Source organism: Gluconacetobacter entanii, from assembly GCF_013155425.1.
Classification (GTDB): domain Bacteria; phylum Pseudomonadota; class Alphaproteobacteria; order Acetobacterales; family Acetobacteraceae; genus Novacetimonas; species Novacetimonas entanii.
Window position 1 is genome coordinate 1 of the sequence record NZ_JABJWD010000004.1, and the last position, 17,208, is coordinate 17,208.

At 56.9% G+C, this 17,208-nt stretch carries 24 protein-coding genes; 16 read left to right on the forward strand and 8 right to left on the reverse strand.

All coding sequences use genetic code 11. The features are described from left to right. Both HNH97_RS17705 and HNH97_RS01500 read left to right on the forward strand, forming a co-directional pair. On the forward strand, positions 1 to 203 hold a 203-nt coding region (locus HNH97_RS17705; protein ID WP_216657482.1), incomplete at its 5' end, for a hypothetical protein. A gap of 163 nt (positions 204 to 366) precedes the next feature. Continuing rightward, positions 367 to 816, forward strand: a complete 450-nt coding sequence (locus tag HNH97_RS01500) for a hypothetical protein (RefSeq protein ID WP_171789644.1) — start codon at positions 367 to 369, stop codon at positions 814 to 816. A 15-nt stretch (positions 817 to 831) separates the two neighbouring features. Here HNH97_RS01500 and HNH97_RS01505 read toward each other — a convergent pair whose 3' ends face one another. Next, complete coding sequence (locus HNH97_RS01505; protein ID WP_216657483.1) at positions 832 to 1,617, reverse strand: hydroxyethylthiazole kinase; 786 nt, start codon at positions 1,615 to 1,617, stop codon at positions 832 to 834. 240 nt (positions 1,618 to 1,857) lie between these two features. On the opposite strand from HNH97_RS01505, the gene HNH97_RS01510 reads away from it, so the two are divergent. Together HNH97_RS01510 and HNH97_RS01515 are read left to right on the forward strand one after the other, a co-directional pair. Continuing rightward, positions 1,858 to 2,373, forward strand: coding sequence for a hypothetical protein (locus HNH97_RS01510; protein ID WP_110914240.1), 516 nt, complete (start codon positions 1,858 to 1,860; stop codon positions 2,371 to 2,373). Between the two features lie 102 nt (positions 2,374 to 2,475). Continuing rightward, positions 2,476 to 2,871, forward strand: coding sequence for a hypothetical protein (locus tag HNH97_RS01515; protein WP_171789645.1), 396 nt, complete (start codon positions 2,476 to 2,478; stop codon positions 2,869 to 2,871). Positions 2,872 to 2,888: 17 nt separating this feature from the next. On the opposite strand, the gene HNH97_RS01520 is transcribed toward HNH97_RS01515, so the two are convergent. The 5 genes from HNH97_RS01520 to HNH97_RS01540 form a co-directional block, all read right to left on the reverse strand. Next, positions 2,889 to 4,694, reverse strand: a complete 1,806-nt coding sequence (locus tag HNH97_RS01520; RefSeq protein ID WP_171789646.1) for an ABC transporter ATP-binding protein — start codon at positions 4,692 to 4,694, stop codon at positions 2,889 to 2,891. 8 nt (positions 4,695 to 4,702) lie between these two features. Beyond that, a complete protein-coding gene (locus tag HNH97_RS01525; protein WP_244949221.1) occupies positions 4,703 to 5,767 on the reverse strand; it encodes a retroviral-like aspartic protease family protein in 1,065 nt (354 codons plus the stop codon). A gap of 156 nt (positions 5,768 to 5,923) precedes the next feature. Further along, positions 5,924 to 6,124 carry a hypothetical protein gene (locus tag HNH97_RS01530; protein WP_171789648.1) on the reverse strand — a complete coding sequence of 67 codons (201 nt, stop codon included), beginning with the start codon at positions 6,122 to 6,124 and terminating at the stop codon, positions 5,924 to 5,926. Positions 6,125 to 6,234: 110 nt separating this feature from the next. Continuing rightward, on the reverse strand, positions 6,235 to 7,215 hold the full coding sequence (locus tag HNH97_RS01535; RefSeq protein ID WP_171789649.1) for an SDR family oxidoreductase: 981 nt from the start codon (positions 7,213 to 7,215) through the stop codon (positions 6,235 to 6,237). Between the two features lie 581 nt (positions 7,216 to 7,796). Further along, positions 7,797 to 8,405 (reverse strand): hypothetical protein, encoded by a 609-nt coding sequence (locus tag HNH97_RS01540; RefSeq protein ID WP_193713819.1) that lies wholly within the window; start codon positions 8,403 to 8,405, stop codon positions 7,797 to 7,799. A gap of 19 nt (positions 8,406 to 8,424) precedes the next feature. On the opposite strand from HNH97_RS01540, the gene dcm reads away from it, so the two are divergent. The 3 genes from dcm to HNH97_RS01555 are packed head-to-tail and all read left to right on the forward strand — an operon-like array spanning position 8,425 to position 11,358. After that, on the forward strand, positions 8,425 to 9,684 hold the full coding sequence (dcm, locus tag HNH97_RS01545) for a DNA (cytosine-5-)-methyltransferase (protein ID WP_171789651.1): 1,260 nt from the start codon (positions 8,425 to 8,427) through the stop codon (positions 9,682 to 9,684). Beyond that, positions 9,677 to 10,135 carry a very short patch repair endonuclease gene (locus HNH97_RS01550; RefSeq protein ID WP_171789652.1) on the forward strand — a complete coding sequence of 153 codons (459 nt, stop codon included), beginning with the start codon at positions 9,677 to 9,679 and terminating at the stop codon, positions 10,133 to 10,135. The genes dcm and HNH97_RS01550 overlap by 8 nt, the downstream gene beginning before the upstream one ends. Next, the gene (locus tag HNH97_RS01555; protein WP_171789653.1) at positions 10,132 to 11,358 is read left to right on the forward strand and encodes a type II restriction endonuclease; all 1,227 of its coding nucleotides are present in this window, start codon (positions 10,132 to 10,134) and stop codon (positions 11,356 to 11,358) included. The genes HNH97_RS01550 and HNH97_RS01555 overlap by 4 nt, the downstream gene beginning before the upstream one ends. 600 nt (positions 11,359 to 11,958) lie before the next feature. Here HNH97_RS01555 and HNH97_RS01560 read toward each other — a convergent pair. Both HNH97_RS01560 and HNH97_RS01565 read right to left on the reverse strand, forming a co-directional pair. Next, on the reverse strand, positions 11,959 to 12,282 hold the full coding sequence (locus HNH97_RS01560; protein ID WP_171789654.1) for a hypothetical protein: 324 nt from the start codon (positions 12,280 to 12,282) through the stop codon (positions 11,959 to 11,961). Positions 12,283 to 12,284: 2 nt separating this feature from the next. Beyond that, entirely contained in the window at positions 12,285 to 13,046 is a 762-nt protein-coding gene (locus tag HNH97_RS01565; protein ID WP_171789655.1) for a LexA family transcriptional regulator, read from the reverse strand. Between the two features lie 194 nt (positions 13,047 to 13,240). On the opposite strand from HNH97_RS01565, the gene HNH97_RS01570 reads away from it, so the two are divergent. Genes HNH97_RS01570 through HNH97_RS01610 form a run of 9 tightly spaced genes read left to right on the forward strand, consistent with a single transcriptional unit; the run spans position 13,241 to position 17,178 of the window. After that, positions 13,241 to 13,549: a helix-turn-helix domain-containing protein gene (locus HNH97_RS01570; RefSeq protein ID WP_171789656.1), complete on the forward strand. Its 309-nt coding sequence runs from the start codon at positions 13,241 to 13,243 to the stop codon at positions 13,547 to 13,549. Next, positions 13,546 to 14,349, forward strand: coding sequence for a ParB N-terminal domain-containing protein (locus tag HNH97_RS01575; RefSeq protein ID WP_171789657.1), 804 nt, complete (start codon positions 13,546 to 13,548; stop codon positions 14,347 to 14,349). The genes HNH97_RS01570 and HNH97_RS01575 overlap by 4 nt, the downstream gene beginning before the upstream one ends. Continuing rightward, positions 14,346 to 14,540, forward strand: a complete 195-nt coding sequence (locus HNH97_RS01580; protein WP_171789643.1) for a hypothetical protein — start codon at positions 14,346 to 14,348, stop codon at positions 14,538 to 14,540. Before HNH97_RS01575 ends, HNH97_RS01580 begins: the two co-directional genes overlap by 4 nt. Next, the gene (locus HNH97_RS01585) at positions 14,480 to 14,746 is read left to right on the forward strand and encodes a phage protein GemA/Gp16 family protein (RefSeq protein ID WP_171789658.1); all 267 of its coding nucleotides are present in this window, start codon (positions 14,480 to 14,482) and stop codon (positions 14,744 to 14,746) included. Before HNH97_RS01580 ends, HNH97_RS01585 begins: the two co-directional genes overlap by 61 nt. 50 nt (positions 14,747 to 14,796) lie before the next feature. Then, positions 14,797 to 15,492 (forward strand): hypothetical protein, encoded by a 696-nt coding sequence (locus tag HNH97_RS01590; protein WP_171789659.1) that lies wholly within the window; start codon positions 14,797 to 14,799, stop codon positions 15,490 to 15,492. A gap of 25 nt (positions 15,493 to 15,517) precedes the next feature. Further along, positions 15,518 to 15,898 (forward strand): sigma-70 region 4 domain-containing protein, encoded by a 381-nt coding sequence (locus HNH97_RS01595; RefSeq protein WP_171789660.1) that lies wholly within the window; start codon positions 15,518 to 15,520, stop codon positions 15,896 to 15,898. Positions 15,899 to 15,952: 54 nt separating this feature from the next. After that, complete coding sequence (locus HNH97_RS01600; protein WP_171789661.1) at positions 15,953 to 16,297, forward strand: glycosyl hydrolase 108 family protein; 345 nt, start codon at positions 15,953 to 15,955, stop codon at positions 16,295 to 16,297. 51 nt (positions 16,298 to 16,348) lie between these two features. Beyond that, positions 16,349 to 16,918 (forward strand): phage head morphogenesis protein, encoded by a 570-nt coding sequence (locus tag HNH97_RS01605; RefSeq protein ID WP_171789662.1) that lies wholly within the window; start codon positions 16,349 to 16,351, stop codon positions 16,916 to 16,918. Beyond that, the gene (locus HNH97_RS01610; protein ID WP_216657484.1) at positions 16,918 to 17,178 is read left to right on the forward strand and encodes a hypothetical protein; all 261 of its coding nucleotides are present in this window, start codon (positions 16,918 to 16,920) and stop codon (positions 17,176 to 17,178) included. Before HNH97_RS01605 ends, HNH97_RS01610 begins: the two co-directional genes overlap by 1 nt. Positions 17,179 to 17,208 lie beyond the last annotated feature (30 nt).

Sequence of the window (17,208 nt, forward strand, 5' to 3'; positions counted from 1 at the left end):
AAACCAAGCCGCTAAACTCAAGAACTTTCTGCCCCCGAAGCGGTGAACGGGGATATAGGCCCCTCACCAAAAACCGTCAATCCAAAAATGCACTTTTTTCGAAAAAACAATCTCCGCCTGAATTCGGATCGCGGTTAACTGCCGATTTCGACGGGCATCTTTTTATCGTCCCCTTACCAGCAGCACCAGACGAAGTGGTATAATATAACAATAATCCGTTGGGCAGGATAACTGCTATTATCAAAATCAGCGCAGACCCTGCCAAAGACGGCCCGTAATATGCGGCCATCGGGGAGCGGCCGCCGTAGCTGTTACGCCGTACTGCCCCAATCCATGTTCCATTCAAGGCAAGAGACGCACAAACCGATGCAACCTGCTCCCAAGGCAACACTTCTCACGCGGCTCAATGAACAGATCGCCGTCAAGATGACCTTCATTTTTGGAAGCATCTGGTGCGTTTACGCCTTCCTTGTCTTCTCCCTGATCCCGCTTGCCGCACCGGGATGGCAGAATACCCTCCTTTATATCAGCAACTGTATCCAGCTTGTGGCGCTTCCGGCGCTTATGGTGGGGAATGCGGTCCTTAGCCGCGCCTCCGACCAGCGCGCGGCAGAGGATCATCAGGCGCTGGTCGAAATCCTCAATGATGTCCGGGCCGAGGTCGCGGCGCTGAAAACCATGACGTCTGGCATTGCGCAGAAAACGGACGAAGCCGCAAAACATCCTTCCTCGGAAATGGTGTCCTTTGCCAATGAGGCCATCATCAACCTTGGTGAGGCGGAAGCCGCATCTTCGAAGGACGATCATCCCAAATAGGACAGGCCCCGGGCTCTATTGCAATCCGGCCAGTACGGAGAGTTCATCAAGCAGCCCCACAGCAAATGAGCCTGTACCAACCGCCTGCACGCGCTCCGCCGCGACAGCATAGGTTGCATGCGCGGCGCAGGCCGCTTCCGCCGCCGTATCGCTGACGGGCAGGAACGCGGCGACCAGGGCGCCAAGGGCGCAGCCTGCGCCCGTAACCCGCGTCAGGCGGACATCCCCGCCTTTTACCGCAAAAATTGTGGCGCCCGATGCGATGTAATCCGTGGCTCCGCTGACGGCCACCACTGCCCTGCTCTGGCTGGAGAGGGTCTGTATATGCCGCAGGGCGTCATGGGATCCGTGCGCGGTTTCAACCCCCCTGCCCCCGGCATCCGCCCCGGCAAGGGCCATCAGTTCGCTGGCGTTTCCCCGGATCACCGCCGGGCTAAAATCCAGCAGCCCCAGGACGATCCGGTCATATTCCGCACTGCCCGCCCCAAAGGCCACGGGATCAAGCACCCACGGGATGCCTGCATCATGCGCACAGGCCGCCACACGCCGGACATCCTGCGGGGATGAGGACATCAGTGCGGCGGTATTGATCCACACCGCCGCCGCAGAACCACCAAATGCCTCAGGCCAGCCAGGTGCGGTTCCTATGGCTGGAGCCGCCCCGACGGCAAGCAGCACATTGGCGCTCAACGTTGCGGCCACATAATTCGTCACGCCATATATGAACGGTGCGCGCTGGCGTATCCCGGCGAGCCTGCCACGCACTACCGGGTCCTCCCATGACACTGTGATCATCGACATTGCGGCACTCCCTGCGCATCAGTGTTGCCCGACATGGGGCCCTGCGGACTGTCGGGCCAAAAACTTCATGAATTCATTGTCATATATCGTTTATTGCCAGCCGGAAGGACAGATCGGCACTTGCCTTTTGACGACGATGGCACGACAAATAGGATACTCCCCGGTATTCGAGGCCGTGAGAGGGTATCGCACCTGTCCCGCGCCATGCCGACCTGCCGCCGTTTTTTTCAGGAACATATTGTGCGTCCAGTCTTCTTCTGCATTCCAGCCCTCCTGCTGGCTGGCCTTGTTACCACACAGACCGCCCGGGCTGCTGACGCACTGGGACAACCCATGGCCAGGCTGTGCTTTTCGCTGAAGTCCGTTGCCGTCGCGGGGGGCTATAGCTGGGGCAAGGGACGGCTGTTCTATGGAACGCATTCCTATCCCGTCCGGATCCGTGGCGGCGGTGCGGTGGGAATCGGGTATTCCCACATCCGTGGCGATGGTTCCGTCTATAACCTGACGCGCCTGCCGGACCTGAACGGAACCTACTGGGCGGTGAAGGCCGAAGCGACCATGGCGCGCGGCGGCCACTGGGCGGTGATGGAAAACAACAACAACATCAACATAAAGGTGTCCGCCCATACCAGTGGCGCCCATCTTTCGGCGGCAGTCATGCGCCTTACCCTCAAGGTGGACCCAAGTCTGGGCGACGATGTGAGTGGAGAGGGAAAATCCTGCAAGATGGCGCTGGCGCAGTATCACCTTCACTAGGGCCTGTCTGCCTGCCGCATGCCACAATGGCCCCGCCCCTGTATCGAGGGACGGGGATGGGATATGCTCAGGCTTTCATCCCAGCAGAAGCAGGTCATCCCCATGAGCGATACCCCACGCCACCTGAACATCAGCAAGATACTGGGGGGCCGTCCCTCCCCTGATGGCAGCAAGGTTGTCCTGGAAGTCGAAGATGGGGATGGCGCGAAACTGCATCTGTCCGTGCCGCCGGCGCAGCTTGTCAACTGCCTGCCCCTGTTTGCCAAGCTGGCTTCGGACTGTCAGGCCATTGGCGGGGGGAAGCCCAACCCGGTCTATGACGTCACGCAATGGGAACTCGGCACCGACAGGTCGCGACAGGAGGTGTTCCTGTCCCTGAACCTGCCGCCGGGTGGCAGACTGACCTTCCACCTGCCCGCCCCCGCGCCGCAGGGCATTTACGAAACGCTGGGACAGATGCTCCGGGTTCAGGCGCAGATCTCCTCCTCCACGCACTGAACGTCCCGGCCCGCGCGTCATGCGGCCGGCATCGTGGTGTCCTGGTGCATCAGGACATCCCGATACAGGCCCGGCGTGTTTTCCAGTTCGGAAATACTGCCATCCTGCACGATATGCCCGTGATCCATCACCACAATCCTGTCGAAACCCTGCAGGGTGGACAGGCGGTGGGCCACGGCGATGACGGTCCGCCCCGCCTGCAGGCGATCAAGCGCGTCCTGCACGTGCTTTTCGCTCTGGCTGTCCAGTGCGCTGGTCGCTTCGTCAAGGATCAGGATCGGGGCGTTGCGCAGAAAGGCACGCGCAATGGCAATCCGCTGACGCTGCCCCCCGGACAGCATGACGCCGCGCTCCCCCACGATGGTATCGAACTGCTGCGGCATCGCCATGATGAAATCGAGGCACCCTGCCGCAGAGGCCGCGGCAATCACCTGCGCGTCGCTTGCCGTGTCGCACCCGTAACGGATATTGTCGCGCACGGAACGACGCAGTAACGCCACCTCCTGCGCGACAACGGCCATGCAGCCACGCATGCTGTCTTCGTCAAGGTCAAGGATGTCGATCCCGTCAATCAGGATCTGCCCCTCCTGCAGGAAACGCTGCCGCTGCAGCAGGGCCAGCAGCGTGCTTTTTCCCGACCCCGACTGCCCCACAAGCCCGACGCGCGTGGCGGCGCGGATTTCAAGGTTGAAATGCGACAGGACCGGCTTCCCCCCGGGATAGGAAAAACATGCATCGCGTATGCTGACATGGCCACGCGCGCGTTCCGGCAGGCTGCGCGAGGGCAGAGGATGGCTGGCGGTTTCATGCGGCAGCAGGAGTTTTTCCAGCGTTTCCGACAGGCGCGAGACATGCTGCACCGCCTCCACCAGCGCGAAGGCAAGATCGCGGGTGCAGTTGAGGATGACAAACCCCAGCGTCGTCACCATGACCACGTCGCCAATCGTCGCGCGGTGCAGATGCCACAGCATCACGACCCAGAACAGCAGTCCACCGGTCATGAGCATCGTCAGGCCGGCATGGAACATCCTGAGTTTTTCAAGGTAGCGCAGGGAGCGGCGATGTAGTCCGGTCTCGTTGCGGATACGCTGGCCCATGCGCAGGCATTCACGCGCGGTCATGCCATAGGCCCGCACCAGCGGCATGTTGTTGACGATGTCCAGCATCTCCCCATCGTTTTCCGCCGCCTGCGTCGCATAATCACGATGCAGGCGGCGTCCCCTGGTGCCAAGCAGGAAGATGACCAGGCCCGCCCCCACCGTCATGCCCACGATCGACAGCGCCATCCACGGACTGACGGTCACCAGCATCCCAATGGACATGAAGATGTTCAGCGTGGAGGGAAGCAGTGTCCAGGCCATCTGGTTTTCAAGGCTGAAGACCGCATTCGCCGCCGTGGAAATACGCGCGGACAGGGCGCCGGACATGCGTTCGGAGAAATAGGCGACGGAATGCCCGGTCAGGTAGCGGAACAGGTCGCGGCGGATATCGCCCCCGACCTGCACGAACAGGCCGGACGCCATCCATCCCGCCACGCGCCATGCACAGCCATCGAGGAAAATGACCCCGCAGAACACCCCGACCATGGACCACACCACCGCCATGTCCGGCCGGGGGGATGCGGCCATCGCATTGACCAGATGGCGGATGATGTAGGATGTGCTGACCCCGCATGCCATCGCAAGCGTCACCATCGCCATGACCAGCAGGTGCGCCCACCGGTGGCGGCGGACATACCACCCCATGAACCGGGCCGGATGATGGCGCAGGCCGGCCATCACCCCATCGGGGATGGTCACGTCGGAAGGTTGTCTCTTGTCCATATATGTCCTTACTGGGTCGAGCCATTGGTTTCATGGACGGTGGCCGTCGCCAGATGCGTTGCAAGCGCGCTTGGAATGCGCGGATCCCTGTCCTTGCTGAGAATGGGCGGCGTCAGGTACAGCACGCCCTGCGGGAACGCCATGAGGACCCTCCTGTTGCGCAGGAAATCCATGCCCAGAAGGTTGTATTTCGCCTTTTCCACATTCACGTCGAGGGCGCGGTCCTTCCATTCCCCGATCGTCACATTGTCAAAATGGTGCCGGTGCCCGACCAGGATGCGTCCCACCACGGTCCGCACATGCGGGTCATCGTGCAGCGTGGCATGGGTCAGGCCCACCGTGCGCGCATCCTTCTGCCGAACGACCGATGCATTGGATCCCGGCTCCACCTCCAGCCGCAGGGGAATGTCCCCGACCTTCAGTTCCACCCCCGTCAGCACGCCCCTGGCGTTGGGAATCAGCGTGACCGGCGTCACCCCCGCGCCCAGCCATTGCGCCATGGCGGTGCATCCCGGCGCATCGGACAGGCGAAAGAGGATCATCCGCTTTGCCACGAAATCAAGCAGCACATCATAATTGCTCAGCACACTGTAGCCGATAATGCCCAGCACCGGCTGGTCATTTATGGTCTCCAGCCTGTCCCCGACCACGATGGCAGGCACATTGTCGGCCTCACCCTGTGCAATATGCAGGGACTTGATCGTCGTTGCGAAGGAATAGCTCTGCCCGGCGATGGTCTGAAGCTGGAACGTCCTGCCAACGGGGTAATTCATGACAGGGTCGGCAAATACCCCGATATCTTCCTGCGTGAAGCTGACATAGGCCAGGCCGGACTTTCCATTGATTTCCACAGGAATGACCGGACTGCCGCTGTGGGACATCAGCGGCACGTCCATGACATGGGCCACGCAATGCGCAGGCAGCACATTGTCGATCATGTCTTCGGCACGGGCGGGCACATGGGCCGCCACCAGCACAGAGCATGCAACAAGCAGCCACCCCGCCCCGCGCCACCATGCGTACCGCCGATCGTGTTCAGCAGCAGGCGGCCAGGAGACGGAAGGATGCGACAAGCGGGAATCGCGGCCCGAACGGGTAATATGGCTGGGGAGCATGCTGCACGACGGGACTTTGCTGCGTTTTGAAACCGCTGCAGCCTAGCACGAAATGCATGCAGTGGCAGGCCATGAAATCCCCCGTCACCGCCCCCTGCGCCATCGGGGGCCTTATCAGGCGCGGTCGGGCACAGGGGCGGAAAGGAAGCGCCCGTCCCCATCGCGTCCCTGCACACAGGGCGGTGACACATGCCACTGCGCCCCACATTCAGGCGCAGCCATTACGGCCGGGACGGGCGACACGGACAGGGCGTAGGCATTGTTGATGCCCCCGGCGAAAAAGAACCCCAGCGCGCTGAGTGCCATGCATCTCATCTCGTGCCTCCCTGCCTGAAAGAACGGTATATCCCTCCAACGCCCAATTTTTGGAATCGTTCACACCCGACTGTAAAAATACGAACCTCTGCTGCACGCCGGAATGGGGATCAATGCGTCATGCGCAACATCTTCCTTATCCGCATGCAGATTGCCTGGCGCAGCCCCAGCAGCCAGACCTGTATGCTCCATCCCCGTGCCTGATGGTTGAACGGCCCCCTGCCCCCCCGCACCCGGTCGGAAGGATGGAACAGGGTCGGTTCGCACAGTTCGATGGCACGATGGTCGCGCGTCAACTGCCGCTCCATGCCCAACTGGCTGACGCACCATCCGATGACCCCGGGCATGAAGCGCGTGGCAAGGGAAAAAAGTTCGGTCGTGCCGGTAATGAACAGTTCGGAATGATTGCTGCGCGCGGCAAGCCAGATCCCTTCGGCCGCGACCTCAGGCTGATAGATCGGCTTGGCCGGGCGGGCGGGCCATCCCATATGGCTCAGCGCATGACTAAAAAAGGGCGTGTTCATCGCCGCAGGGAAAACCGAGCATATGCGCACATGACTTTTTTCAAGGCGCAGTTCCCCGCGGATCGCCTGCGTAAATGAACGCACCGCCCCCTTCGCCCCGGCATAGGACGACAGCAGCGGCACACCGTGAAATGCAATGGCGGAGCAGACATTGACGATACACCCCTGCCCGCGCGGGCGCATATGCCGCAGGGCGATGCGCGTCCCGTTGACCGTGCCGTGGTAGGTGACATCGGTCACGCGCTGGAACTCATTTTCACGCACATCGTCAAAACGTCCGTAAATGCCGGTGCCCGCACAGTTGATCCAGACATCAACCGGCCCCAGTTGCGAAATGATGCTGTCTGCCGCCGCCTCCAGCGCGGCGGTATCCGTCACATCCGCTTCCACGATCGCAGCGCACCCGCCCTGGTCACGCACGTCCTGCGCCGTTGCCTGCATCGCGGGAAGACCACGGGCAATGATGCCGACTTTCCAGCCATGGGAGGCAAAAAGCCGGGCCGTGCATCGGCCGATTCCTGATGAACCGCCGGTAATGATGACAACTTTTTCTCTAGAATCGTGCAATTTACCAACCTTGACGCGTTTTACAGACGGGACATCAAAAAAATTGTCCCACCGGACATAGTCATACCTGCGGGACATGCACAACATGTCCCTGTCCCGGCATCCACATGTCATCATTCACAGAAAAATAAAGTGAAAATATGGCCCCTTCACTTCCTGCCGGGCCGTCTCATGCGATTGCCTTGCCGCCCCGGAACATCATGAGCCACACGAAAAACGCATGGACATGCTGGAGCCAGGCTGCTGTGGCCATGGCTTTTCTCTCCAGACATTGGCGTAGTTTACTGACGGAATCCTCACACGACATACGCTACCCATCCGCATATATGCCATTGGATATGCCAAGAAGGGCCGATGCGACATGTATCACCGGGATACCCGATCCCTGCAACCATGCCACTGACGATCCGGTATGGGCTGCATCTGATTTCTTGGGTCTGAGAAAATGGATCTCGATGTCGTAGATTTCCTGACCGAAGTGCAGGCTCTGGCACAGGGACCGGACAGCAGCATTGTGCTTTGTCATCCCCTCCCCAAGGTCATCCGGCCTGCATCGGAAATGGAACATGCAACCAGACAAATCATCCAGCCATGCAGATGACCATGAAAACATGGCCAGATCCGCGCATATCGTAGATATCCAGCATCTTGAAACTATCGCAGGTTGCTGCTGGCACGCAGCCATTACGGATGGCATTAAAGAAGTCAAAGAGATGATCAATTTGATCGTAACTTCCAGAAATGATTGCTACAGCCCCATCACTGATGGATTGAATATAAAATCTATCTCGTAGATATAAGTAAATATTATCAGAAACAATATACAGAACCAATACAACGACAGAAACAGGGGCCGCGATATGATCGAATGTGTCCTGAACTATACGTTCTGCGTTTTCAGCACTTCCTGCCCCATGCTGGCATGTATTGCCAATAATATGGACCGACAGGGATACGGCTTTGCGACCGACTGCATTCGCCGCAAGGATCTGGGACGCTGGCAGAACCATCCGTAACGAAAGCTGCATAAACGGTAGATGCCCGATCCTGTCGCATCTGGGCTTACAAAAGTCCGGCAAATCAATATTGAAAAAAGAATCACACCGCAGATTTAATAAGAACATTACAGGAACAATGGCTTGCTCTCCGGGAGAGATTCTGCCATTAAGGCGTAGAAAGTCCCAGTTCATCAATATCGGAAACACCTTCATGCCCACGCGAACAGAATTCAGTCTCCTGCGTGACCGGGCAGGTCTTACGCTACATCAGGCGGCAGAGGAACTGGGGCTGGGGGAACGGACGATATATCGTTACGAGAACATGCCCGGCGCGGCGAGCCGCACGGCACTCAAGCTGCTAGGCCATATCGCCAATGAACGGCTCCGCACGTTCGAAAAGGAAAGGGTCAACTTTCGCTTCATTGACCTGTTCGCCGGTATCGGTGGTCTCAGGATCGGCTTTGAAGAGATTGGCGGTCGATGCGTCTTCACTTCGGAGTGGGACCGGTTCTCTCGACAGACCTATGCACTGAATTATCCGGACAACCACGAAATCAGTGGGGATATCCGGCCGTTTGCCGATGATCCATCACTGATCCCCGAGCACGATGTTCTCCTTGCCGGCTTTCCCTGCCAGCCTTTTTCGATTGCGGGTGTTTCCAAGAAAAATTCGCTGGGCAGACCCCATGGCTTCCTGTGCGACACACAGGGAACCCTGTTTTTTGATACGGCCCGGATCATCGCCCATCATCGGCCAGCGGCCTTTCTGCTGGAAAATGTGAAGAATCTGGAACGGCATGACAAGGGGCGTACCTTTGCCACCATCATGCACGTTCTCCAGGAAGAACTTGGTTATCACGTCCAGACGCGGGTGATCAGCGCAGCTTCCTGGGTTCCGCAGAAGCGGGAACGTATTTTCATCGTAGGTTTTCGTGAAAAAACAGGGTTTGATCTCGCGTCCCTGACGATTCCACCTGCAGAACAGGGACCCCGGCTCGGTTCGATCCTTCTGCCTCATGATGAGGTGGACCCGAAATATACCCTCACGGAACATCTCTGGGCCTATCTCCAGAATTACAAGGCCAAACATGCTGCGGCCGGTAACGGCTTCGGTTTTGGGCTGTTCGGGCCAGATGATGTCGCCCGGACGCTATCAGCCCGATACCACAAGGACGGCTCCGAGATCCTGATCAGACAGGAAGGGAAACGTCCCCGTCGCCTGACACCGCTGGAATGTGCACGTCTGATGGGGTTTGACCGGGGCGGGCGCCGTTTCCGCATTGGCGTTTCAGACACCCAGGCCTATCGCCAGTTCGGAAATGCAGTCGTGGTGCCGGTAATCGAGTTCCTGGCCAATGCGATGAAGCCCCATATCCGGTCTGCCCTCGCGCGGCAGTCTGCCGTGCCGGTATGGTCCCAACCTGATATTCCGGGGCTGCCTCATGCGCGTCAGCAGGTCGCCGTTGCCTGATATCGTCTCACCCGAACAGCGGAGCCGGATGATGGCCGGCATCCGCGGGAAAGATACGAAACCGGAAATGGTCCTGCGAAAAGGCCTGCATGCCCTTGGGTTCCGCTTCAGACTGCATGACAGAAAGCTGCCGGGTACGCCGGATCTGGTGTTTCCAAGATACGGCGCCATCATTTTCGTCCATGGCTGCTTCTGGCACGGCCACGATTGCCATCTTTTCCGTCTTCCGGGTACCCGCACCGAATTCTGGCACAGCAAGATCGAGCGTAACCGGACTGTCGATGCCCGGACTGTCGTGGCGCTACGCGACTCCGGCTGGCGCGTCGGAACCGTATGGGAATGTGCAATACGGGGAAAGGGACGCATCCCGCTGGAGGATGTCCTTGACACCTGTGCGTCATGGCTGAAATCGACAACAGCCGAACTGGAGATAAGGGGCAGTAACACGTGAAACGCGGACAGCTTTCAGACCAGTTCGAGGGTGTCGTCGCAAAAAGACTGACCGAGGTTGAAACCCGACCAGATAGATCAAACCAGCATGAACTCAATGGTTCACTACCTTTACGGAAGCTTCTTGGAGATGATGACCGGCGCAATATTTCCGCCCGGTTCATATGGCTGGGTGAAGAACAGGCAGCCGTTTCAGTCGATGGGGTACTGAGCTGGTATGATGCCCGCCGGAGACATCCAACCCGCACGGAATACCGCCTCTATTACAGTTCCAATGAAGTGACCGAAATCATGGCACCGGGGGATATATTTTTCCTTGCCATGCGCAAGGACGGTAGTGCCCTCCTGATCATTGTACCAGCAGGTAGCACCGTACAGAACCAGTTGTTCTGGCTTTTTGGTCTCGACAATCTGTCCGGAACCAGTTTTTCCTTTCAGGAAATAGAAGGATCCCATGATCCGGAACTGAATTTCGCAGCCCGTTATATCCTGGATGAACTGGGCGTGGAACCGGCGGAACCGGAAGCAGACACACTTGATACACTCATTGAACCATTCGGTCTTAGGTTTCCCACCACACGGGTCTTTTCTGATCTTGCGCGCAGATCCCTGCCGCATATCTCTGCGCGGGACAACCCCGATGACGCCTTGGTCGCATGGATGGAACGTGAAGAACAGCTATTTCGCAGGCTAGAACGCCGGATCGTAGCCGAAAAAATCAATGCCGGGTTTCATAGTTCCGACGGCGCGGATGTAGACGGTTTTCTCAGTTTTTCACTAAGCGTGCAGAACCGGCGCAAAGCCCGTGCGGGTTCCGCGCTGGAAAATCATCTCGAGGCAGTTTTTCAGGGAAACGATATCCGGTATGTACGTGGCGCCGAAACAGAAAATCGCAATAAACCCGATTTTCTGTTTCCTGATAAGAAGGCCTATATAGATCCTGCATTTCCGGCTGACAGGCTGACCATGCTTGGCTCAAAATCAACACTCAAGGACCGCTGGCGTCAGGTTCTGTCAGAAGCGGTCCGTATCAGCCAAAAGCATCTTCTCACCTTGGAACCCGGTATTTCTGAAAACCAGACCGATGAAATGCAGGCCAAAGAACTTCAGCTTGTTTTGCCAGAAACACTGCACGCGACCTTCCGTCCAGCCCAGCAGGCATGGTTGATGAATGTTGCCGAGTTTATTGATCTTGTTCGATCCCGGCAGGATACTTATTCATAAAATACAATATCAGTCAGTTTTTACAACTTTGACATTAATAACGTAGTATATAAAGAATATGTCACATTTCCCTCATGCATAAGAAGCATTTTTTGTTGATTTTCGCCAATAACTTCCCCAAGTAGGACAGAATCGTTCATCGAGATTTAATCCATACCTCCACATTCCCCGACACCATCTGCTGGGAGGGAGGGAGGAATGATCGACATGGAGTTTCCGAGTATGATTCATCGGTGGCATTGTTGGGATCATCTTCCGATCCACAAAATCGGATGTCGGCCGGGACTGTTACGCAATATGATCTAGGCTCAGGACTCATTCTTTAAGATAGAAGATGAAGCTTGCTTGAAGGTGGACAAAGGGAATGGAACCAAAGGTTGTCCGGGATTTGACGGGATATCCGGGGATATCGAGGGATGAAAGCCTAGGGAAACTGCGGGACTGAACGGCGCATGAAGGTTATCCACAGCGCCGTTTTCTGTTTTGCTGTATGTCCTGAACTGTCAACCAGACCTGAGGGGATGGACATAGAGTTTGGAACTACCCGCTGTTTCAAGGACCATGATTTCTGAACACTCTTACGACCCTCTTAGTCACCTGCTAACGTCGCCGCGAATGGCCACCATAAGCATGGCGGCCATATCCTCTGCCCGAGCGATAGTTGCCACCGCCCTGGCCTGATCCAGAAACAGAAGCGTGGTGCTTGTCCACGATGATCTTGTCCGGCTTTTCGCAATAATAGCCGTCAGGCTCCAGTCCCATGGCAGTTTCGTCGAGACCATCCAGATCGACGGTTTTTGTCCAATGAACACATGAAGACTTAGTCGGAGAGGATGTAGCCTGTCCGTATGAATGCGTTGATGTTCCAATATAAATAGAGAAAATCAGGAAAAATATATAATATTTGTTTTGTATATTTTTCATAATTAGCAACTAACCTCGCCAATTCTCCAAACAACGCGCCCAAGAATATGGCATGGCCCATCGCCATCTTCTGAAAGCTGACTTGCTTTCTTTGCGTCAATTTCCTCGGTTTCATAACGGGGATTGTCGCTCATGATTGCCAGATTCCCATTGACGCGCAGGGCGAGCCGTTTGACCAGCAGTTGATCGCCCAGTCGGATACAATAAACGAACCCATTTCTGATAGGCTGCCTGCGGGTATCCACGATGATGGTATCGCCGTCTGCAATCAATGGAACCATACTGTCTCCATTAGCAGTCACTGAAATCAGGTCTTTTTGTATAGAAACAAGTTCAGGAGGCAAGGATGCCTTCAGTATGTTGTATGAAATTGGCTGCATATTATTATCAAATATTACGCCATATCCAGCAGAGAAACTTACGTCATATTTTGGGATTGATATAAGATCATTTTCGGATAGGGAAATACCACCACTTCCTGATGGCGCATTACTTATTTTTCCTGAAATGTCTCCAATCCCAGTAATCAGCCATTCCATGCTTACGCCGCAGGCGCGTGCGACGCGAATGGCCGTGGACGCCTTCATTTCGCGCCCTGCTACGTAATTGTTCAGAGAACTAAGAGGCACCCCAGCATTGCGGGCTACCTCCAGGTTTCCACCCCCTCTACCGATTGCTTCTTTCAATCGCTCGATACGGGATTCCACTTCCCGGTTCTCTTGTGAAACTGGGAAATCAGAAATGGGTTCCTGTTTGGGTGTCATTTCCGGTTTCTTTTCAGAGGGATAGCGATGTTATCAACAGAATATCCCCAGAAAAGAATCGGGAAATGGAACTTACCGCTTGCGCTGCGTACCAGAAGTGGCATTTTGCGTGTGTTCCTCCGTTCATAACAGACGCGGTTGGACGAAAAAGAGAGGCCGGGGGCAACCGGCCTCAAAGCTCAAGGAGTCCACTTATGGCACAAAAGCCATCAGGGATGCACGTCGAGGATATCAAGGCCCCGCTTCGCAAGAAGTATGGTTCCCTTGCCGCGCTATCCCGTCACCTGGGGAAGAACCCCAATCTGGTCAGCACCACGATCAGCCAGCCGGGCCACTCCGTTCTGATGGAACGTGAGATCGCGGCCATTCTTGGCAAACGTCCCTACGAAGTGTGGGGGCCTGGTCGGTTTCATGTTGACGGTTCTCCTGTTCGCACTCGTGTTGACAGAACACCTACCTGCCCGCTGCCTGATGCGCACCGTCAAAACGGAGCGGCGGCATGAACACTGAAATGATCCTCATTGTCGATATCGACGCGGACGACCGCCTGCGCGAGATCGACCGCGAATATGCCGAGTTCATTTCCACCTCCATGGAAGATTACGGGCTGCGCCAGCCGATCGAGGTCAGGAAGGTAGGCAAACGGTATAAACTGATTACCGGTGGCCATCGTCTGGTGGCAGCAAAGCTTCTGGACTGGGTGGACATTCCCGCCGTTGTCCTCAAGGCGAATGACCTTGAAGCCAGGCTTCTGGAAATCGACGAAAACCTGTTTCGTCGTGAACTGTCGCCGCTGGACCATTCCACCTTCCTCGCCAAGCGCAAGGAGGTCTATGAGGCGCTTCACCCCGAGACCAAGCATGGCGGCGACAGGAAATCGGATCAAAGCGACAAGCTTGGCGACTTGATCGCGTCGTTCTCGGAAGAGACGGCAGAGCGCATGGGCATTTCCAGCCGAAGCATCGAACGAGCCGTCGCCCGCTACAAGAACATCCTGCCCGACGTGCGTCAGCAGATCGCAGGCACATGGGTAGCGAACAGCGGATCGCAGCTTGACGAACTGGCCAAACAGACACCGGAAATGCAGCGGCAGGTTGTCGATTTCGTCCAGAAGTGGCCCCGGCTGCGCAAGGTGTCGGAAATTGTCCGACAGATCGAACAGCGCCCCAAGCCAAAAGCACCGGGAACCTATGAAAAATTCATAGCGCTGTGGCGTAAGGCCACCGCTGACGAACGCAAGCAGATCCTCACCTATCTGTCACCCGAACTGCCGGGCTTCCAGACTGAAAGGGAAGCAGCATGACCCGCAACAATCCTCCCGAACAGCTTTCCCTGCTGGACTGGGTTCCGCCCAATCCGGTCGTGCGGTTCGATCCCCGCCTGGTCCGCGCCAATCGGTTTACGGAGCGCCTGTCGCGGACCATTTCCGCACGTTGGGGTGGAAGCCCAAGAAGGGCAGCCTGTCCAGCAGCGACAAGCCGCACGTGCGCATGATCTACGCGATCTGGAAGGACATGGGACCGATGCTGGACAGCGGCGGTACACGGGAAGCCTTGCGCGCCTACGTCCAGCGGCAGACAGTATCGGCGGCACGCCCGCAGGGTATCAGTGCGCCAGAATTCCTTGACGGCGTGCAGGCGCAGAAGGTGATTGAAGGACTGAAACAGTGGAGATTTCGGCTTGAGAGGGGTGTAAAATGATAGAAGCAAGCAGATGTTTGAAAGCAATATTTTAAATCGGCAGGGATCATATGAGTTATTTTATGCTTGAAACCGCTGGGGTTTCAGTCGTCGCGTCAGGAGCCACAGTCTTCGGAGTATTTAAATTATTTGGCGGGAAAATATTAGATTACCATTTTGGGAAACGTATGGAGCGGATAAAGGCAGACAATCAGATTGAAATATCCAAGCTTGAATCGCAGTTAGATGGAAAGCTGGATAGGGCAACGAAATTCCATGTCTTGGAATATCAGATATATCCAGAAATCTGGGATAAGCTGGTGAGCGCACGCGCTGCTACGGAGTCCTATATAACAGGTATGTTCCAGCATTCTTATTCCCCTGATATGCCTCGGCAGGAACAGGAAAAAGAACTGGACCGGTTAAAGATTTCCTATGAAGACAAACAAAAAATTATGTCCTCACATGACGGGGCAAGAGCATTTCATGAAGTATTGACAAAAATGATCTATGAAGATTCCACGGAGAAATATTCTGACTTCCAGAATACCTTTGCTAAAAACAGTATATTTTTCCCAACGGTTTTTTGCACTGACCTCTTGGCAGCATCAAACAAAATACGTGAAGCGTTATTGAAAACAAATCCACATAGACGTCCTGATTGGGATAAACGATACGAAGTTCTTGAAAAATTCAAGCGTGAGTGCAATCCGATTGTGGAGAGCATTCAGGCATATATACGCCAACACCTTTCACCACGCCCTTAAACACGTCTCTCTTGAAGCGAGAACAATGACCATTCGCCCACCTGCACAGATTGACTGGCTTGTCGCCGCCGTTGGCGAGGACGCGGCATTTCAGTTTATCGAATGCGCGGGTGGTCGCCGCCTGTGGGTTCCGGTCAAATGGCGCGGGTCGGAACTGGCGGCAATTTATGGTGATGATATCGCACAAACCCTGTCGGCCCATTGCGGCGGCGAACAGATCGATATCCCGATCTGCCGCCCGTGGCGCATCCTGATGTGCCGTAAAATGGGCCTGTCCGTGGACGATATCGCGGTGCGTACCGGCACCGATCGGTCCACCGTCAAGAAGGCGCTGGCACGCGGCCCGGACATCGCCGCACCGCGCAGGGCATGGCAAACCGATCCGGGGCAGTTCAGCCTGTTCTGACAGGGGGAATATTCCCCCCTGAAACCCTGCTGGCGTCGCGCGTAACGTCGCGACATGCAGACCAATTTCCTCACAATCACATCGTTTACCCTTGGCGAAGAGGGTCTGTACCAATGCCGTCGCGATGACGCGGGCAACTGGACGCTGGGCGCAATAGGCCACGGCAACCTTGTGGGCACCATGCGCGGCATTAGCGCGCCCACCATGGTGCGCTGGACAGGGGGAAATCCCGCCCAGGTCACCGCCAAGGTCATGCAGTCCATTGACGTTCCGACGTTCCGCGCCATCGCGCGTGCGTTTTACTGGCGCGCGCTGAACTGCGACCTGCTGCCCGCAGGCATCGACGCCATGACGTTCGATTTCGGTTTCAACGCGGGGATGCCATCGCCAGCGGGCTGATGCTGTCAGAACTGGCTGGACAGGCCGAAGCCCTGGAACGGATGGCGCACGATGGCTGACGGTGTGGTGGCCATGGCCGCGCGCCTGCCACCCAGCGACGCAATCCGTTTCCTGCGGCAGAAAGTCAACGTCCCGACGGAACGCTGGGGTGAACTGGAGGGGGAAGCGCATGCCCGCTCTTTCGCCATTGCCGGGGCAGCATCGGATGCCCTGCTTGCCGATTTTCGCAAGGCGATGGAAAAGGCTCTGATCGACGGGACAACGCTGGAAGCGTTCCAGAAAGAATTCGACAGCATCAAGAAGCGTCGGGGATGGGACCATACCGGCACGCCGGGCTGGCGCGCGGAAATCATCTATTCCACCAATGTCTCCACGGCCTATTCCGCCGGGCAGTACCGGCAGATGACGACGCCCGATGCGCTGGAGATGTTCCCTTATCCCATGCGTTCGACGCGGGCGGCCACGGCATTACCGGCACGCTGCGCGGCACGTGGAACGTGGCGAAACTGGTGTTCAACGATTTCACCACCTGGCTCGATAGCTGGGGCGGCGGACTGGGCACGAAACTGCACAACATCGTCGTGGGTGTCGGCCGGATTTTCGGGGCCGCGTTCCGCCTGATGCTCGACGGGATCAAATCGCAGTTCGCATCCCTGGACCAGGCATTCACAAATTCATGGCTGGGACGGCAGATCATGGGCGGCGGCGTGCAGCCCGCGCCCGCCATTCCCGGCGCACCCGCGCGCCCGGCGGCGCAGCCGTCCGCGCCCATCGGGCTGCATGTATCGCACGATCCGGGCGTGCGCGTGCGCCAGACGTCCGGCCCGCGCGGCGCGGTGCAGATCAGACCTGATCGTGGGAGGATGATCGCACAACCATGAGCATCGGAACGGGAATCCTCGGCAGCCAGT

Excerpts from the sequence above, each read along its gene's own strand:
- HNH97_RS01500 (WP_171789644.1), top strand. The coding sequence starts at position 367 with ATGCAACCTGCTCCCAAGGCAACACTTCTCACGCGGCTCAATGAACAG.
- HNH97_RS01505 (WP_216657483.1), bottom strand. The coding sequence starts at position 1,617 with ATGTCGATGATCACAGTGTCATGGGAGGACCCGGTAGTGCGTGGCAGG.
- HNH97_RS01515 (WP_171789645.1), top strand. The coding sequence starts at position 2,476 with ATGAGCGATACCCCACGCCACCTGAACATCAGCAAGATACTGGGGGGC.
- HNH97_RS01520 (WP_171789646.1), bottom strand. The coding sequence starts at position 4,694 with ATGGACAAGAGACAACCTTCCGACGTGACCATCCCCGATGGGGTGATG.
- HNH97_RS01530 (WP_171789648.1), bottom strand. The coding sequence starts at position 6,124 with ATGAGATGCATGGCACTCAGCGCGCTGGGGTTCTTTTTCGCCGGGGGC.
- HNH97_RS01540 (WP_193713819.1), bottom strand. The coding sequence starts at position 8,405 with ATGAACTGGGACTTTCTACGCCTTAATGGCAGAATCTCTCCCGGAGAG.
- dcm (WP_171789651.1), top strand. The coding sequence starts at position 8,425 with ATGCCCACGCGAACAGAATTCAGTCTCCTGCGTGACCGGGCAGGTCTT.
- HNH97_RS01560 (WP_171789654.1), bottom strand. The coding sequence starts at position 12,282 with ATGAAAAATATACAAAACAAATATTATATATTTTTCCTGATTTTCTCT.
- HNH97_RS01565 (WP_171789655.1), bottom strand. The coding sequence starts at position 13,046 with ATGACACCCAAACAGGAACCCATTTCTGATTTCCCAGTTTCACAAGAG.
- HNH97_RS01570 (WP_171789656.1), top strand. The coding sequence starts at position 13,241 with ATGGCACAAAAGCCATCAGGGATGCACGTCGAGGATATCAAGGCCCCG.
- HNH97_RS01575 (WP_171789657.1), top strand. The coding sequence starts at position 13,546 with ATGAACACTGAAATGATCCTCATTGTCGATATCGACGCGGACGACCGC.
- HNH97_RS01580 (WP_171789643.1), top strand. The coding sequence starts at position 14,346 with ATGACCCGCAACAATCCTCCCGAACAGCTTTCCCTGCTGGACTGGGTT.
- HNH97_RS01590 (WP_171789659.1), top strand. The coding sequence starts at position 14,797 with ATGAGTTATTTTATGCTTGAAACCGCTGGGGTTTCAGTCGTCGCGTCA.
- HNH97_RS01595 (WP_171789660.1), top strand. The coding sequence starts at position 15,518 with ATGACCATTCGCCCACCTGCACAGATTGACTGGCTTGTCGCCGCCGTT.
- HNH97_RS01600 (WP_171789661.1), top strand. The coding sequence starts at position 15,953 with ATGCAGACCAATTTCCTCACAATCACATCGTTTACCCTTGGCGAAGAG.
- HNH97_RS01605 (WP_171789662.1), top strand. The coding sequence starts at position 16,349 with ATGGCTGACGGTGTGGTGGCCATGGCCGCGCGCCTGCCACCCAGCGAC.
- HNH97_RS01610 (WP_216657484.1), top strand. The coding sequence starts at position 16,918 with ATGCTCGACGGGATCAAATCGCAGTTCGCATCCCTGGACCAGGCATTC.